This is a genomic window from Pontibacter russatus (assembly GCF_009931655.1).
Taxonomy (GTDB): Bacteria; Bacteroidota; Bacteroidia; order Cytophagales; family Hymenobacteraceae; genus Pontibacter; species Pontibacter russatus.
In genome coordinates this window covers 1866858-1883569 of sequence record NZ_CP047984.1, presented here as the reverse complement: position 1 = coordinate 1883569, position 16712 = coordinate 1866858, and the positions used below count along the sequence as shown (strand labels likewise).

Below are 16712 nucleotides of genomic sequence, written 5' to 3'. Positions count from 1 at the left end.
GTTACATGTCAGTAAAACAAGAGATCAATCTCAAGAACAAATTAAAAGAAGTTTTTGGGTATAATCAATTCAGGGGAAACCAGGAGTTGATAATAAACAACATTATCAACGGCCGGAACACCTTCGTGATCATGCCGACAGGCGCGGGCAAGTCGTTGTGCTACCAGCTGCCTGCCCTTTCGTTGCCGGGCACCGCCATCGTCATCTCGCCGCTCATCGCGCTGATGAAGAACCAGGTGGACCAACTGAACGCGTTCGGGGTGAATGCCCAGTTCCTGAACTCCACCCTGTCGAAATCCGAGATAAACAAGGTGAAGAAAGAAACGCTCTCCGGCGAGGTGAAGCTGCTGTACGTGGCGCCGGAGTCGCTGACGAAGGAGGAAAACGTCGAGTTCCTGCGCAGTTCCAACATTTCTTTTGTGGCCATCGACGAGGCGCACTGCATCTCGGAGTGGGGGCACGACTTCCGGCCGGAGTACCGCCGCATCCGGGGCATCATCGACCAGATCGGCAACCTGCCCATTATCGCGCTCACCGCCACGGCCACGCCCAAGGTGCAGCTCGACATTCAGCGCAACCTGCAGATGGACGAGGCCTCGGTGTTCAAATCCTCTTTTAACCGCACCAACCTGTACTATGAGGTGCGCCCGAAGCACCATACAAAAAAGCAACTCATCCAGTACGTAAAAAAGCACAAGGGCAAAAGCGGGATTGTGTATTGCCTGAGCCGCAAAAAGGTGGAGGAGATTGCCGAGCTGCTGCGCGTGAACGACGTGAAGGCGCTGCCCTACCACGCCGGGTTGGATGCCAACATACGGATGGCCAATCAGGATGCTTTCCTGAACGAGGACGCCGATGTGATTGTGGCGACCATTGCCTTTGGCATGGGTATCGACAAGCCGGATGTGCGCTTTGTGATCCATTACGACACGCCAAAGTCCATTGAGGGCTACTACCAGGAGACCGGCCGCGCCGGGCGCGATGGCCTGGAGGGCAACTGCATCATGTTCTACAGCTACGACGACATCGTGAAGCTGGAGAAGTTCAACAAGGACAAGCCGGTGACGGAGCGCGACAATTCCAAGCTGCTGCTGCAGGAGATGGCCGCCTACGCCGACTCTGCCGTGTGCCGCCGCAAACAGCTGCTGCACTACTTCGGGGAGGCCTACGAGAAAGACTGTGGCTTCTGCGACAACTGCCTGCACCCGAAGGAGCGTTTTGAGGCGCAGAAGGAAGTGCAACTGGCGCTGCGGGCGGTGGAGCAGACGGGCCAGCGTTTCGGCATTGACCATATCACAGCAGTGCTCACCGGCCTGCGCAACCAATACGTCACCAGCTACGACCACGACAAACTGGAAGTGTTTGCGGCAGGAAAAGAGCAGGATGCCCAGTTCTGGAGCTCCGTCGTCCGGCAGGTGCTGTTGTCGGGCTACCTGGAGAAGGACATTGAAAGCCTGGGAATCGTGAAGCTGACGCAGAAAGGGGAGGAGTTTATAAAGAACCCACAGCCGATTCAGCTGACAAAAGACCACAACTACGAGCAGGAGGTAAAAGAGGACGAAGAGAAGGAAGAGACACAGGCCTCTGCCGGGCACGACGAGGTGCTGTTCGACCTGCTGAAGAACCTGCGCAGGAAGCTGGCGAAGGAGAAAGGCCTGCCGCCTTATGTGCTCTTTCAGGACCCGTCGCTGAAGGAGATGGCCACCGTATACCCGACCACAAAAGATGACCTGGCGCATATAGGCGGCGTGGGCATGGGCAAGGTACAGAAATTCGGAAAGCCTTTCCTGGACCTCATCAGCAAGTATGTGGATGAAAACGATATTGTGACGGCGGCTGACGTAGTGGTGAAAACCACAGTCAACAAGTCGAAAATCAAGATCTACATCATCCAGCAGATTGACAAAAAGGTGGAGTTGGAGGAAATAGCGGCGGCCAAAGACCTGACCATGCAGGAGCTGATAGAGGAGATTGAGCATATATGCTACTCAGGCACCAAACTCAACCTGAACTACTACATCAATAACGTGCTGGACCAGGAGCGCCAGGAGGAAATCTACGATTACTTTATGAGCGCCAGCACCGACAACATCGCCGCAGCGGTGAAAGAACTCGGCACCGACGACTACACCGAGGAAGATCTGCGCCTGATGCGCGTGAAATTCATGTCGGAGTACGCCAATTGAATGGCTGAATGGTTGAATTGTTGAATGGTTAAATTGTTGATTGTCGGGGTATATATGGCCCGATATTGCCGCTGCCCAAACAGTGACCAGCCATTTAGCCATCCAACCATGTAGCCATTCAGCAACCCAACAACCAATAATTAACAACTCAATTATCCCCCAATGAACGTACTGATAATAGGATCCGGTGGGCGCGAGCACGCCATTGCCTGGAAACTGAGCCAGAGCGAATACTGCGACAAGGTGTTCGTGGCTCCCGGCAACGCGGGCACCGCACAATACGGCACCACCGCCGCGGTAGACATCCACAACTTTGATGAACTGGCCAAGTTTGCCACCGATTTCAACATCATGATGATTGTGGTGGGCCCGGAGAACGCACTGGTGGAAGGCATCCATGATTATTTCCAGAGTTCTGAGTACCTGAAGCAAATCCTGGTGATAGGGCCGAAAAAAGCCGGTGCCATGCTGGAGGGGAGCAAGGACTTCTGCAAGGAGTTTTTCCAGCGGCACGGCATCCCGACGGCCCGTTACCAGACGTTCACCGAGGACACGTTCGCGCAGGCGGCGGCGTACCTGCGCACGCACAGTTTCCCGGCGGTGCTGAAGGCCGACGGCCTGGCCGCGGGCAAGGGCGTCATCATCGCCAAGGATTATGACGAGGCGGTGGACGCCCTTGAGGACATGCTGCGCAACAAGCGCTTCGGCAAGGCCAGCAGCAAAGTGGTGATCGAGGAATACCTGCACGGCATCGAGGTGTCGGTGTTTATCCTGACGGACGGGAAAGATTATGTGCTGCTGCCGGAGGCGAAAGACTACAAGCGCATTGGCGAGGGCGACACCGGCCTGAACACCGGGGGCATGGGCGCTGTATCGCCGGTGCATTTTGTGGACGACGTGTTTATGCAGAAGGTGAAGGAGCGTGTCATCAACCCCACGCTGCGCGGCCTGCAGGAAGACCAGCTGGATTACACCGGGTTCCTGTTTATCGGGCTGATGAACGTGAACGGCGACCCCTACGTGATTGAGTACAACGTGCGCCTCGGCGACCCCGAGACGGAAGCCATTCTCCCCCGCATCAAGTCCGACCTGTTTGAGCTGTTCCGGGCGCTGCACGACCATAAACTAGGTGAGTTTGAACTGGAGGTTGACCCGCGCACGGCCACCACGGTTTTCCTGGTATCCGGTGGCTACCCCGAGGGGTTTGAGAAGGGCAAGGAAATTACGGGAATTGAGAACGTGCCAGCGGATGTGCTGGTGTTCCATGCCGGTACCAAAATGGTGAACGGGAAACTGGTGAACAACGGCGGCCGCGTGATTGCCGTCACGGCCCTGGGCGACACGATGGAGGAGGCGCTGAAAAAAGCGAATGCCGCCGCCAGCGCCATCCAGTGGCAGGACCGCTACTACCGCCACGACATTGGCTTCGACCTGCAGGGCACCCACGCCTGACAGACAGGTATGGCAATATAGCGGGATATACAAACACGAGAAAAAGGCGAAGGCCGGTGAATTTCACCGGCCTTCGCCTTTTTCTATAAGCCGCTATATACTTAGCAGTAAGCCTCGAAAGCGCCCTGCAGGTTGTCCACGATGCGGTTCAGTTCGTTGCCCTCGATGTGGTAGCGCTCAATCATGTGTACCAGTTCACCGTCTTTGAAAAGCGCGATGGAAGGGGATGACGGGGGATAAGGCAGCATGTGCTCTCGCGCCTTGGCCACGGCGTCCTGCTCCATGCCCGCAAATACGGTTACCAGCTTCGCTGGCTTCTTGGAAGCGGAGGCCACCGCCATTTTAAGGGCCGGGCGCGCCTTTGCGGCGGCGCAGCCGCATACGGAGTTCACGGCCACCAGTACGGTGCCCTCGGATGTAACAGCCTGCTCTACTTCTTCAGGTGTCATTAGCTGCTCAAAGCCTGCGGAGGTAAGGTCCTCACGGATAGGCGCAACCATATATTCAGGATACATTGCCATAGGAATACTGTATAAATTGTTAAGGTGCTGCAAAGTTAACAAATCAGAACCAAAAAAGATAGATGCAAATGGCGGCGGTAGGGAAGACAACGGCGGGAATTGCACTTGTTTTTAATATTAATTTAATTATATATAGAATATGCATAAATGTATTTATAAAGCATAACTCTTTCAGGGGTAAGTAGGTATAGCCTATCATCAAAGCTGAGGCCGCAATTTTGAGCTCGGAAAACTGGAGCATTCTTTACGTGTTTGCCGGTAGCATATAGCCTGTGTGCGCTGCCAGCCAACAATGTAGAACACGCAGGTTGCCGTGGCGGCAAAGGTGTGCCTCCAACTAAAACACTGAAACACTGATCTAGAAACACCCTTATCTGACATGCTTACTTTCAACACCCAAAGCAAAAGCCCTTGTGTGCGCTACTTTTACCTCCCGGCCAACCCTTCAAAGCAATCAGAGATTATCGAGGTGCTGAACAGCAGCTCGGAAGTGGTGCAGGTGCCCATGCGCGAGGAGGACATGGAACTGACCGCCTTCTTCGAGCGCAGGCTGACCGCGCGCGAGAGAGCCTCCTGCAAAAACAGCGAAACCTGGAAAGTATTTACCTCCTGGGACGACATTCTGGACGACCATATACGCCTCGGGCTGAAGGACGAGGTGCTCCACATCCTGCAGGGCCTGAAGTACCGCTACGCTCTTGAAGAGGAAAGCATGGCTGTCTCGGCCTGACTTGTTGCCTGCCATTGAGCCACCCATATATAAAGAGGCCGCTCTGCATAAATGCAGAGCGGCCTCTTTATATATGGGTGAACTTACTTAATTCACCTGTATCTCATCCAGCAAAATCCAGGCTTTTTCGCCTGCGCCCGGCTTGCCATCCGGCACGGTCTGGATGTTCTGTATGGCTACTTTCACGAAGCGCGCCGTGGCGGGTTTTATATCCACTTTCATGATAACTTTGGGGCCAGCCGTCTCGGAAACGGTGTCTGTGGTGCCCAGCGGCTGAAAGTTTTTGCCGTCGGCGGAGCCATATATCGCCACTGTCTTTGGCGGGTACACATAGGCGCCGTTTGAGTTGATGGCATGCACTGCCACGCTGCTTATCTCCTGGGGTGTCCCCATGTCGATGGTTGCTTCCACGTCTCTTCCGGCATAGCCCAGCACTTCAGAGCCCCGGCTGTCGTTTTTGTTGATGAAACCATTGTTGAGCGTGAAAGCGCCTTTGCCCGGATAACTTTTGGATGGCGGCTCAGCGAGTGTTATTTTCTTACCGGTAGCTTTGTTGAAGTTTAAATTAACAGTTACAGAATCAAGCAGCTTGCTGTCTTTGTAATATAAAGCGGTTACATCCGAGGTCTGCTTCAACACAAGCGGCCCCGTATAGGGAGTCTCGGCCTGTTGGCCTTTGATGGTATATAGCAGCTTGCCCAGGTCTTGCTTGCCGTCCAGCTTCAGCATGATGCCTTCGTTGCCTGGTGCCGGTAGCACTTCCGTGCCGACATCGTAGAACGCCTGGCTGTAGCTGGCTCCCCACAGGTCGTAGCGCCTGAACTGCGTCAGCAGCCGCTTTTCAAAGTCCTCCCAGTTTTTCTGCTCCGGGGCCGTCCACAGCACTTCGCTCAGGGCGCTCATCCTCGGGAAAACCTGGTATTCTACTTTGGCCGGGTTATTCATATACTCTGTCCACACGTTGCCCTGCGCGCCCAGTATATACTTTGCCTGCGCTGCCGTCAGTTCCTTCGGTACAGGGTTATAGCTGTAGGTTTTCTCAACTGTGGTGAAGCCGCCGATGGTCACGGAGTCTTCGCGCTGGCTCTGGGAGTGGTCTAAGTACAAGTGAGAACCGGGAGTCATGATGACGTAGTGGTTTTGCTGGGCCGCCGCAATGCCGCCCGCCTCGCCCCGCCAGCTCATCACGATGGCATTGGGCGCTAAACCGCCTTCCAGAATCTCATCCCAGCCGATGATGGTTCTGCCTTTGCTGTTGAGGTACTTTTCCATGCGCTGGATAAAGTAGCTCTGCAGTTCGTGCTCATCTTTCAGGCCTTCCTCCTTAATGCGCTTCTGGCACAGCGGGCATACCTTCCAGTTGGCCTTGGGGCTTTCGTCGCCGCCGATGTGCATATACTTCGACGGGAAAATGGCCATTACCTCGTCCATCACATCCTGCAGGAACGTGAAGGTAGAGTCTTTGCCGGCGCAGTACACGTCATCAAAAACACCCCACGTTTGCTCTACTTTGTAAGGGCCGGTGCCGGGGCAGCCCAGCCAGGGGTAGGAGGTGAGGGCGGCGCTGGCGTGGCCGGGCATCTCAATCTCCGGTACCACCGTGATGTGCCTGTCGGCGGCGTACTTCACAATCTCCCTGGCTTCTTCCTGGGTGTAGAAGCCGCCGTAGCGCTTATTGGTGTTGCCGGTGCCGGGGAAGCGGCCGATGATAGTGCCGTCGCGGTAGCCGCCCACTTCCGTCAGCTTCGGGTATTTCTTGATCTCGAGCCGCCAGCCCTGGTCTTCCGTCAGGTGCCAGTGGAAGTAGTTCATCTTGTGCAGGGCCAGGTAGTCGATGTACTTCTTGATGAAGGCCAACGGGAACATATGGCGGCCCACATCCAGGTGCATGCCGCGGTAAGCAAAGCGCGGGGCGTCCTGTATGGCCACTGCTGGTATCACGAGCGAGGCACTTTTCTCCACAGGCAGCAGCTGAATCAGCGACTGCAGGCCGTGGAACGTGCCGGCATGCGTCTCGCCTTCAATGGCCACGCCGTCCTGCGTCACGTTCAGGCTGTAGCCGTCTTTGGCTTCCGCAGCGGGCTTGCCGGTCGAGAGGCGTATATAGTCTTTCTTCCCCTTCTTTTTGATATCCAGCTGAAAGCCATATACCTCCTGCAGGTACTCGTTCAGAAACTCAGCTGTTTTGCGGTCTGCCTTGTCCTTTACAGCGATGGTGGTGTTCCGGGTAATGGTGAAGTTTCCGGGCTTCACCTGCACGCTGGAAGGCTTCGGGATGATGCTCACTTCCTGTGCCGCCGCGACGTGAGCCAGCAGCAGGAACAGGAAAAATAATTTTTTCATGATGCTGTTTGTAGGATGGTTTGATTACAGAGGGAGGCTGCCTGATACCGGTTGCTTTGTCCTGATCTTGTGTCCGTATACCGCGAAGTACAAAATCACGAGGTAGCAGGGCACCATAATCCAGTAGGCCTGCTGCGGATCCACGGTGTCGGCGAGCCAGCCGTAGAGCAGGGGCAGAATAGCGCCGCCCGCAATGCCCATGATCAGCAGCGAAGAGCCTATTTTGGTGAAGCGGCCCAGGTCTGCGATGGCCAGCGGCCAGATGGCAGGCCACATCAGAGCGTTGGCCAGGCCCAGCAGCGACACCGACATCACCGAGGTATAGCCCTCAGAGAAAATTGCGACAAGCGAGAGCACCACGCCCAGCACCGCCGATACCTGCAGCGCCTTGGCCTGCGATATATACTTTGGAATGGCGAAGATACCGATGACGTAACCGACCAGCATGGCGATCATGGTATAGGTCGTGAAGATTTTTGCATCCACCAGATCAATTCCCTTGGAGGCGCCGTAACTGATAACCGTGTCGCCTGCCATCACTTCCACACCCACGTACAGGAAAAGCGTGAAAGCGCCCAGCAGCAGGTGCGGAAACTGCGTGATGCTTGTTTTGTTTGTGTTGGCAACGGCCACGGTCTCATCCTCCTGGTCGGTGTCAATTTCGGGCAGGGCTGAGAAGGAAACCAGCACCGCCAGCACCACCAGTATGCCCGCCATCACCAGGTAAGGGGTGATAACCTTCGTGGCCAGTGCGTCGAGGGCTGCCGCCTGCTCCGCCAGGCTCATGCCGCTGAGGCTGTTTGTCAGGGCATCGGCGTTATCCAAGATAATGGCCCCCAGGATGAACGGCGCGAGCGCGCCGGCCACTTTGTTGCAGATGCCCATGATACTGATGCGCTTTGCCGCGCTCTCGCGCGGCCCCAGTATGGTGACGTAAGGGTTCACAGCCGTTTGCAGCACGGCCAGACCCGTGCCCTGCACAAAAAGGCCGATCAGGAAAATGAGGTAAGTCCGCGTCATGGCGGCCGGAATAAAGATAAGGGCACCCAGCGCCATCACGCCCAGTCCCACCGACATGCCTTTCTTAAAGCCCGTTTTTTTAAGCACCCAGGCGGAGGGGATGGCCATCACCAGGTAAGCAACATAAAAAGCAAAGGCCACGAGGTACGACTCAAAGTTGTTGAGCTCGCAGGCGATTTTCAGGTAGGGGATAAGGACGGAGTTGAGCCACGTCACGAAGCCGAAGATGAAGAACAGTGCGCCAATGATCAGCATCGACCGCATTGTGCCGTTCCCCTGCGAGGCTGTGGCTAATTTTTCTTCTGTTGCTAATGAGTTGTTTGCCATCGGATAGTGCTGTTTATTTGATAGGTTTTGGATGAATGATATTGGCCGGAGCTGTAATATGGCATATTCTGCGGCATATTCAAAAATTGATTATAGTGCAGCCACGCTTGCTTTCTCCGCGCTTCGCAGTTGGTAAAGCGCTGCGGCTCCCAGCAAGGCTGCATTGTCGATGTCGGATGGCTCGATGACCAGCCTGTCTGTCACCCGCTTGAACGGGAAAGCCCGCAGGCACTGGAACATCGCCTCTTTAAAGAGCGGATAGGATTTGCTCACAGATCCCCCCAGGAAAATCGCTTCCGGGGAAAGGGTATATAAAATGAGGTTGACAACGCTGCCAACGTGCTGCCCATATTCCTGGAAAGCTGCTATCGCCTCCTTGTCCCCGCCCGATGCGCGCTCCCTGAGCACGCTGCCTTCCAGGCCATACCTGCTCAGGAAGAATTTTCCGCCGCAGTACGAGTCGTAGGTTTTGTCTAAGTAGGGAACACTGCCGAACTCCCCGGCGCCGGAGAGCGTGCCGGTGTAGAGGCTGTTGTTGATGATGATGCCTGCGCCCATGCCTGTGCCAAGCGTTATCCCGACCACATTTTTGTAAGGCTTCGCCTTGCCGTACATTTTCTCGCCCAGCACAAAGGTGTTGGCGTCGTTGGTCAGGTACACGGGTATATGGAAGCGGTCTTCGAGGTACTGCCGCAGGGGCACCTCCTGCCACGACGGGATGTTGACGACGTCATATACGCAGCCGGCCACATCGTCCACCAGGCCTGGTACACCAATCCCAATCCCCGCCACCTGCGCATCGAGCAGCGGCGCGATGCCCGCCGCTATCTCGGCCAGCACCTGCTCCTGCGATGCGTGCGCGGAGGTGGGCAGTCTTACCTCTGTCAGGAGCACTCCATCCTGCACGACGCCTATATGGACTTTGGTAGCCCCCATGTCTATGCAGATGATCTTCTGGCTTTTCATATTGCTTTCTATATGCTGAATGGTTTAGGAGTGGCCCCTATATAGAGGGCCACTCCGGCATTCCTTTCCGGTTTGAGTTAAAAACTTTCGGCTTCCTCCTATATAGCCTTTGGCTCTTCGAGCGCGGGTTTATAGATGGCTGTGGCGCTGGTTGTCAGAAGTGATACCTGACAAAGGCCTCCATCGCCTCGTAGTCGGCCAGCCCCAGGTCGTCGTAGTCTTTGGCGGTTTCGCGGTTTCGCTCCTCGGCCCTCACCCAGAACTCGCGGGCATCGTCTCCGGGGAACACCGGCCGATCTTTCTGCGACTGGTGCTTGAAGATGGCGTTGCGTTTCCGCTCCACCTCCTGCGGCGAGAGCGGCACGGCCATCTCAATCTCGTGTGTCTCGAACTCGTGCCAGGCGCCGCGGTACATCCACAGCCAGCAGTCCTCTATCCACTCCTCTGTCCCGGATTCGCGCAGGCGGCGCAGGGCCTCTAGGATAATGCGGAAGCAGACAATGTGGGTGCCGTGCGGGTCGGCAAAATCACCGGCGGCGAACAGCTGGTGCGGCTTCACCTGGCGGAGCAGGTCCATCGTCATCTCAATGTCCTCGTCCGTCACGGAGTTCTTCCGCAGCTTGCCCGCCTCGTAGAAAGGCAGGGCCATGAAGTGGATATGGTCGTCGTCGAGCCCGGCGTAGCGCGCGGCGGCGATGGCCTCGCTCTTGCGGATGAAGCCCTTCACGTTGCGCACTTCCTGGCTGTCGGGCTGGTTCGGCTGCTTTGTCTCGAAGAAGGTGCGCATCTCCTCATATATAGTCTTGAGGCGCTGGCTGTCTTCCCCGATGCTCTTGTCGAAGTCGATGGCGAACTCCATGTAGCGCAGCACGTCATCGTCCCAAACGGCCGTGTTGCCGCTGGTCTGGTAGGCCACGTGCACATTGTGCCCCTGGTCCACCAGGCGTATGAACGTGCCGCCCATCGAGATCACGTCGTCGTCGGGGTGCGGGGAGAAAATGATCACGCGCTTGCGGGCAGGCTCCGCGCGCTCGGGGCGCTGGGAGTCGTCGGCGTTGGGCTTGCCGCCCGGCCAGCCCGTGATGGTGTGCTGCAGCTTGTTGAAGATATGGATGTTGATGTTGTAGGCAGGGCCTTTCTCCACGGCCAGCTGTGCCATGCCGTGGTTGTTGTAGTCTTCCTCGGTCAGCTTCAGTATCGGCTTCTTCATGGTGTTCGAGAGCCAGATAACCGCCTTCTTGGTCATTTTCTCGTCCCACACGCAGTCCTTCACCAGCCACGGCGTGTCGAAGCGCGTCAGGGCGGAGGCGGCGTCCATGTCCAGCACAAACTCCACCTTGTCCGACAGCTGCAGGTAGGTGGCGGGCACGTCGCTGGATATCTCCCCTTCCACAGCCTTCTTGATGATGGGCGCTTTCTTCTGGCTCCAGGCCATCAGGATGATCTCGCGGGCCTTGAAGATGGTGCCGATACCCATGGTGATGGCTTTGGTGGGCACGTTCTCCTTGCCGCCGAAGTCGCGGGAGGCGTCGCGGCGCGTCAGGTCGTCGAGGGTGACGAGGCGGGTGCCGGAGTTAGGGGCCGAGCCCGGCTCGTTGAAACCGATGTGGCCGGTCCGGCCGATGCCCAGTATCTGCAGGTCCAGGCCGTTTGCCTCTTCTATCTTTCGCTCGTAGGCCAGGCAGTAGGCCGCTATTTCCTCCTTCGCCAAGGTGCCGTCCGGGATATGGATGTTCTCCCTCGGGATGTCGATGTGGTCGAAGAGGTTCTCGTTCATGAACGTCACGTAGCTCTGGGCGGCGGTGGGACTCATGGGGTAGTACTCGTCGAGGTTAAACGTGATGACGTTCTGGAAGCTCAGCCCTTCCTCGCGGTGCATGCGCACGAGCTCGGCATATACCTCTACGGGGGTGGCGCCTGTGGCAAGGCCCAGCACCGCCTGCTCCCCCTGCCGCTGCTTGGAGCGGATCAGGTCCGCGATGCGTTGCGCCACTCTCACCGAGGCAATGTGCTCATCGGGGTATACCGTCACCGGCAGTTTTTCGAAGCGTGTTTCTTCCAGAAGATTTAATCGGGCCATAGTTTTGTACTGCTATTCGTGGTTGTTGATGTGATTACCAGGGTATATATATGGGACGGGGTGCGGCGTGTCGGCACCTGTCACTTTACGGATGCAATCTGCTTTTCAAAAATGTTCTCCATCACCGTTGCCACGGAGCCCAGGATACCGGCATCGCTGCCCAGGTCAGACAGTGCGAGGGTGGTGTTTTCGCGGAGCTGCGTCATGCAGTAGGTGTTGATGGACTGCTGTATCGGGATGGTGATGTACTGCCTTGCCTCGGCAATCTTGCCGCTCAGGATGATAGCCTCCGGGTTGAACAGCTGGATCAGGATGGCGATGCCCTTGCCCAGGTACCGGCCCGTCTCCGCCAGGATGTTGATGGCGTACTGATCGCCCTCGTTGGCGGCGTTGATGATGAGCCCCGGCTCCAGGTCCTCCTCTTCCAGGTACCGCAGCATGGTGCTCTGCCCCGACCGGATGCCCTCGCGGGCCATGCGGGCCAGGGCAATGCCGGAGGCCACCGTTTCCAGGCAGCCGCGCTTGCCGCAGTGGCACAGGGCGCCGCCCTCTATCAGGGGGATATGGCCGAACTCCCCGGCAAAACCGGAGGCGCCGGTTCGCAGTTTGCCGTCGATGATGATGCCGAGCCCGAGCCCCCAGTCCATCGACAGGACCAGCACATTCTTCATATTCTGGGCCTGCCCAAACCGGTACTCGGCCAGCGTCGCGCTCTTCACGTCGTTCTGTATATAGACGGGCTTGCCGAATTTCTTCTCCAGCACTTCCTGCAGGGGTTCCTCTATGTGCTGCGTCAGCAGGTAGGTGTGGTTTTTGCCGCTTGCGGAGGCCACCAGGCCGGGCATGCTCACGCCAATGCCCATCAGCTTCTCTGTATTAATACCAGACTCCTGAATCAGTTTGCTGGCATGCTCGTACAACTGCTCCACAGCGCTCAGGTCTTTGGATATCTGCAGCGGGTACGTTTGGGTGGCGGTAATTTTGTTGTTGTTGTTGTCGAAGATGGTCATGCGCGTCCTGTACCGCTCCATGTCGATGCTCAGCACGAACAGCGAGTTGTCTTTCAGGCCGTACAGGTCCGGCTTGCGCCCGCCCACGGATTTGCCCTGTCCCTGCTTCTCCACAAATCCCTCCGCAATCAGCTCGTTCAGGATGCCCATGGCGGTGGGAGGGCTGATGTGAAACCGCGTGCATATGTCTGTGGTGGTCTTGGCCCCCTTCACATAAAGGTGCTTGATAATTCTGAGTTTCTGCAAGTGCTTCTTGCGCTCCAGGTTATTTAGGCTCCCTAAATGCCTCTCTTCTATAAGTGAAGGCTCCATCATGGCATAAATTTATGCTAAATTGATTAATTTTCGGTTATTAGCAAAGGCTTTGATAATTTTTTTTCAAAAGTATTTAATATTATAAAAACCTTATTGCTTAGTTCGGTTGGATATAAACACCCTGTCTGCAAATAAATGTATTTTAGACAATATATAAACTTTGCTCTTATCCAAATAAAAAATATTTAAATTCTATAGCGGATATCAAATTTTAGTATATATTTGGGAATGCAAAAAGAGTTTGAGCGCTCAATTACCACATATGCATCCCGCAATCTCCCCCAGACTGTCAAGCCTCCTTCTGTATCACACTCTCCTTTAACTCATATGGCTTAAACAGGTGCCGGGTACCTACGCATAGATAGTAAAGGAGCGCTCTTATCAGGCTTTTCCTAAATAATGAAATGTATTCACTAATCCCAAACAATCTAGTATGAAACAGAATTACTTTAATACATGGATGCTCTCGCAGCGCAGCCATGTGAAAACCGTGCCTCAGAAGAAGGTGCTCGCCCTCCTGCTGGCGGCCGCCTGCCTGTCGCAGAGCCCCATGCAGGCGGAAGCCTTTGCCCCTGACGCGTTCTTCCTGTCAGGTGCGGCCTTTGTGCAGGGCGTGGAAGTGAGCGGAAGGGTAGTAGGCGACGACGGGCAGGGGGTGCCCGGTGCCACGGTGGTGGTGAAAGGCACCACTGTGGGAACAGCCACGGACGCCAACGGTAACTTCACGCTAACGGTGCCGAGCGGCAATGCAACGCTGGTCATATCCTTTATCGGCTATGAGACGCAGGAGGTGCCTGTCAACAACCGATCTACGATTGACGTTAGTCTCTCTACGGATGTGGAGGCCTTGGAAGAAGTGGTAGTGGTGGGCTACGCCACGCAGGAGAAAAAGGACCTGACGGGCGCAGTGGCCGTGGTAGACGTGAGTGAGATGACCAAGCAGCCGGAGGCGCAGGTGACAAGCATGCTGCAGGGCAGGGCCGCCGGCGTGACGGTGCTGGGCTCCGGCCAACCGGGCGCCTCGCAGCAGGTGCGGATACGCGGCTTTAGCACGTTTCAGAACAACAGCCCGCTCTACGTAGTGGACGGTGTGCCTACGCAGAACATCAACGACATCAACCCGAACGACATCGCCTCGATGCAGGTGCTGAAGGATGCCGGGTCTGCCTCTATATATGGCTCGCGTGCAGCCAATGGGGTGATCATCATCACCACCAAGAGAGGAAAGAACAAAGTGACGGTGCAGTACGACGGCTACTACGGCACGCAGCGGCCGCCGGAGGGCAACGTGTGGGATCTGGCTAGCCCGCAGGCGATGGCCGAACTGAACTTCCGGGTTGCGCCGAATGAGACGCTATATGGCGCAGGGGCGAACCCGGTGCTGCCGGACTATCTGGCTGTCGGCAGTCGTACAGGCCTGATGGAAGGAGACCCGGCCACGGACCCCTCGCTCTACAACTTGAATCCGTTCTACACAGGCGGTAGTACAGAGCTTGGCTCCTTCTACCGCATCGTGCGGGCAAACAAGGAAGGCACCAACTGGTTTGAGGAAATCTTTGATCCGGCGCCTATCCAGAGCCACAATGTGGCCGTGAGCGGCGGTAGCGACATGGGCAATTACTACTTCTCTGCAAACTATTTCGACCAGCAGGGGGCTCTGATGAATACCTATTTTAAGAGGTACACCATCCGGGCAAACAGCACCTATAACGTGTCTGAGAACATCCGGGTGGGGGAAAACCTGTCGTACTCCATCATCAGCGACCGGCAGGTTGGCGGCGGCGAAAACCCCATCAACATGGCCTACCGGCAGCAGACCATTATCCCGGTGTATGACATCATGGGCAACTTTGCCGGTTCGTTTGGCAATGGCCTTGGCAACGCCCGGAACCCGGTGGCGCAGCTCACAAGGATTGGGGACAACAGCGGGCTCGGCAACCGCCTTTTTGGTAATGTGTTCGCGGAGGTAGACTTCCTGGAGAACTTCACGGCCCGCACCAGCTTCGGTGGGGAGATGTACAGTGGCTCTGGCAGGTCCTTTACCTATCCGGAATACGAGAATGCCGAGAACAACACCGTGAACCAGTTCAACCAGAGCGCCAGCAACGGCTACAACTGGACCTGGACCAACACGCTGGCCTATAAAAACACCTTCAACGAGATCCATAACCTGGGTGTAGTGGTGGGAACGGAGGCCTACAGCAATTTCTGGAACGAGGTGGGCGGTTCAACACAGGGCTACTTCTCTTTTGATCCGAACTTTACCACGCTCAGCACGGGTTCGGGCACTCCAACCAACTTCAGTGGCAGAAGCGAGGATGCCCTCTTCTCCCTGATAGGCAGGGTGGATTACAGCCTGATGGACAAGTACCTGCTCGGGTTTGTTATCCGCCGGGATGGGTCTTCCCGTTTCGGGGAAGAGAACAGATATGGGGTGTTCCCGGCGGTGAGCGCCGGCTGGCGTATATCCGAGGAAGCCTTTATGCAGGACATTCCCTGGATTACAGACCTGAAGATTCGCGGGGGCTATGGGGTGATGGGTAACCAACTGAACGTAGATCCGCCCAATGCCTTCACCACTTACGGTTCAAGCAGAACTGTTTCCTTCTACGACATCAATGGTACCAACAATAGCACTGTAGAAGGCTTCCGGAAGAGCCGTATCGGTAACCCGGCTGCCAAGTGGGAAACCAACATTAACAGCAACATTGGTATTGACGCCACCTTGTTCAACGGTAAGATTGATGTGACCGCCGATTATTATGTGAAGGAGATACAGGACCTCTTGTTCAACCCGGAGCTTCCGGGTACCTCAGGGGCAGCTACCAGGCCGTTTGTAAACATTGGCAAGATGCGGAACCAGGGTATTGATGCCGCGGTGACCGGTCATATCGAAGCTTCTTCAGACCTGAGATTCGACATTACGGGTACAGTAACGACGTATAAGAATGAGATTCTGAAGATATCCAACGGTGCGCAGAACTTTGACCTGGAGTCACGCCGCTTTAACGGAAGCAACATTATCCGCAACCAGGTGGGCGATGCCATGAGCTCTTTCTTCGGCTATCAAATCGAGGGCTTCTGGGACGACGAGGCAGAGATTAACAGTGCCAACGAGGCAGCGCAGGCAGCTACAGACAATCCTGATGCCGTTTACCAGTCAGATGTGAGCGTTGGTCGCTTCCGCTATGCCGATACAGACGGAGACGGCATCATTACGCCTGATGACAGAACGATATTGGGAAGCCCGAACCCGGACTTCACATATGGTCTGAACATTGCGGCCACATACAAGAGCTTCGACTTCAGTATGTTCCTGTACGGTAGCCAGGGCAACGAAATCTGGAACCAGGTAAAATGGTGGACGGACTTCTACCCGAACTTCCTGGGCGCGAAAAGCAACACCGCCGTGTATGATGCCTGGACCCCGGAAAACCACGATGCCACAGCGCCGATTCAGGAGAACGTGGGATCCTTCAGCACCTCGAACGTTCCGAACTCCTATTACGTGGAGAATGGTTCTTACCTGCGGGCGAAAAACGTGCAGCTGGGTTATTCCCTGCCGACTGAGCTGATAAGCAAATACGGCATGGGCAGCTTGCGGGTGTATGTGCAGGCCGCTAACCTGTTTACTATTACAAACTACTCGGGCATTGACCCGGAGATCTCGGGAGGCACCACAGCCTTCGGTATAGACGAAGGCAATTATCCGAACATGCGCCAGTACCTGGTGGGGCTCAATGTTTCCTTCTAATTTCTTAT

Annotated in this window: 10 protein-coding genes; 4 read left to right on the top strand and 6 right to left on the bottom strand. The window is 55.9% G+C overall.

From position 1 onward, the window contains the following. Positions 1 to 5 precede the first annotated feature (5 nt). Complete coding sequence (gene recQ, locus GSQ62_RS07455) at positions 6 to 2186, top strand: DNA helicase RecQ (RefSeq protein ID WP_161888926.1); 2181 nt, start codon at positions 6 to 8, stop codon at positions 2184 to 2186. A gap of 162 nt (positions 2187 to 2348) precedes the next feature. Next, complete coding sequence (purD, locus tag GSQ62_RS07450) at positions 2349 to 3638, top strand: phosphoribosylamine--glycine ligase (RefSeq protein ID WP_161888925.1); 1290 nt, start codon at positions 2349 to 2351, stop codon at positions 3636 to 3638. 101 nt (positions 3639 to 3739) lie between these two features. Here purD and GSQ62_RS07445 read toward each other — a convergent pair whose 3' ends face one another. Further along, positions 3740 to 4153: a BrxA/BrxB family bacilliredoxin gene (locus GSQ62_RS07445; protein ID WP_161891356.1), complete on the bottom strand. Its 414-nt coding sequence runs from the start codon at positions 4151 to 4153 to the stop codon at positions 3740 to 3742. A 385-nt stretch (positions 4154 to 4538) separates the two neighbouring features. Between GSQ62_RS07445 and GSQ62_RS07440 the strand changes: the two genes are divergently transcribed. Continuing rightward, the gene (locus GSQ62_RS07440) at positions 4539 to 4889 is read left to right on the top strand and encodes a hypothetical protein (protein WP_161888924.1); all 351 of its coding nucleotides are present in this window, start codon (positions 4539 to 4541) and stop codon (positions 4887 to 4889) included. Between the two features lie 87 nt (positions 4890 to 4976). Here the strand turns inward: GSQ62_RS07440 and GSQ62_RS07435 are convergent, their stop codons facing one another. The 5 genes from GSQ62_RS07435 to GSQ62_RS07415 form a co-directional block, all read right to left on the bottom strand. After that, positions 4977 to 7232 carry a glycoside hydrolase family 20 protein gene (locus GSQ62_RS07435; RefSeq protein WP_161888923.1) on the bottom strand — a complete coding sequence of 752 codons (2256 nt, stop codon included), beginning with the start codon at positions 7230 to 7232 and terminating at the stop codon, positions 4977 to 4979. A gap of 24 nt (positions 7233 to 7256) precedes the next feature. Further along, the gene (locus GSQ62_RS07430) at positions 7257 to 8579 is read right to left on the bottom strand and encodes a sugar MFS transporter (protein ID WP_161888922.1); all 1323 of its coding nucleotides are present in this window, start codon (positions 8577 to 8579) and stop codon (positions 7257 to 7259) included. Between the two features lie 90 nt (positions 8580 to 8669). Beyond that, complete coding sequence (locus GSQ62_RS07425) at positions 8670 to 9545, bottom strand: ROK family protein (protein ID WP_161888921.1); 876 nt, start codon at positions 9543 to 9545, stop codon at positions 8670 to 8672. A 154-nt stretch (positions 9546 to 9699) separates the two neighbouring features. Continuing rightward, positions 9700 to 11625 carry a glucosamine-6-phosphate deaminase gene (nagB, locus tag GSQ62_RS07420; RefSeq protein WP_161888920.1) on the bottom strand — a complete coding sequence of 642 codons (1926 nt, stop codon included), beginning with the start codon at positions 11623 to 11625 and terminating at the stop codon, positions 9700 to 9702. 80 nt (positions 11626 to 11705) lie between these two features. After that, on the bottom strand, positions 11706 to 12881 hold the full coding sequence (locus GSQ62_RS07415; RefSeq protein WP_237587054.1) for an ROK family transcriptional regulator: 1176 nt from the start codon (positions 12879 to 12881) through the stop codon (positions 11706 to 11708). Between the two features lie 502 nt (positions 12882 to 13383). Here GSQ62_RS07415 and GSQ62_RS07410 point away from each other — a divergent pair. Next, complete coding sequence (locus GSQ62_RS07410; RefSeq protein WP_161888918.1) at positions 13384 to 16704, top strand: SusC/RagA family TonB-linked outer membrane protein; 3321 nt, start codon at positions 13384 to 13386, stop codon at positions 16702 to 16704. Positions 16705 to 16712: the final 8 nt, after the last annotated feature.

Bases quoted from the DNA above. Each gene is read 5' to 3' on its own strand.
- recQ (WP_161888926.1), top strand. From the start codon at position 6: ATGTCAGTAAAACAAGAGATCAATCTCAAGAACAAATTAAAAGAAGTT.
- purD (WP_161888925.1), top strand. From the start codon at position 2,349: ATGAACGTACTGATAATAGGATCCGGTGGGCGCGAGCACGCCATTGCC.
- GSQ62_RS07445 (WP_161891356.1), bottom strand. From the start codon at position 4,153: ATGTATCCTGAATATATGGTTGCGCCTATCCGTGAGGACCTTACCTCC.
- GSQ62_RS07440 (WP_161888924.1), top strand. From the start codon at position 4,539: ATGCTTACTTTCAACACCCAAAGCAAAAGCCCTTGTGTGCGCTACTTT.
- GSQ62_RS07435 (WP_161888923.1), bottom strand. From the start codon at position 7,232: ATGAAAAAATTATTTTTCCTGTTCCTGCTGCTGGCTCACGTCGCGGCG.
- GSQ62_RS07430 (WP_161888922.1), bottom strand. From the start codon at position 8,579: ATGGCAAACAACTCATTAGCAACAGAAGAAAAATTAGCCACAGCCTCG.
- GSQ62_RS07425 (WP_161888921.1), bottom strand. From the start codon at position 9,545: ATGAAAAGCCAGAAGATCATCTGCATAGACATGGGGGCTACCAAAGTC.
- nagB (WP_161888920.1), bottom strand. From the start codon at position 11,625: ATGGCCCGATTAAATCTTCTGGAAGAAACACGCTTCGAAAAACTGCCG.
- GSQ62_RS07410 (WP_161888918.1), top strand. From the start codon at position 13,384: ATGAAACAGAATTACTTTAATACATGGATGCTCTCGCAGCGCAGCCAT.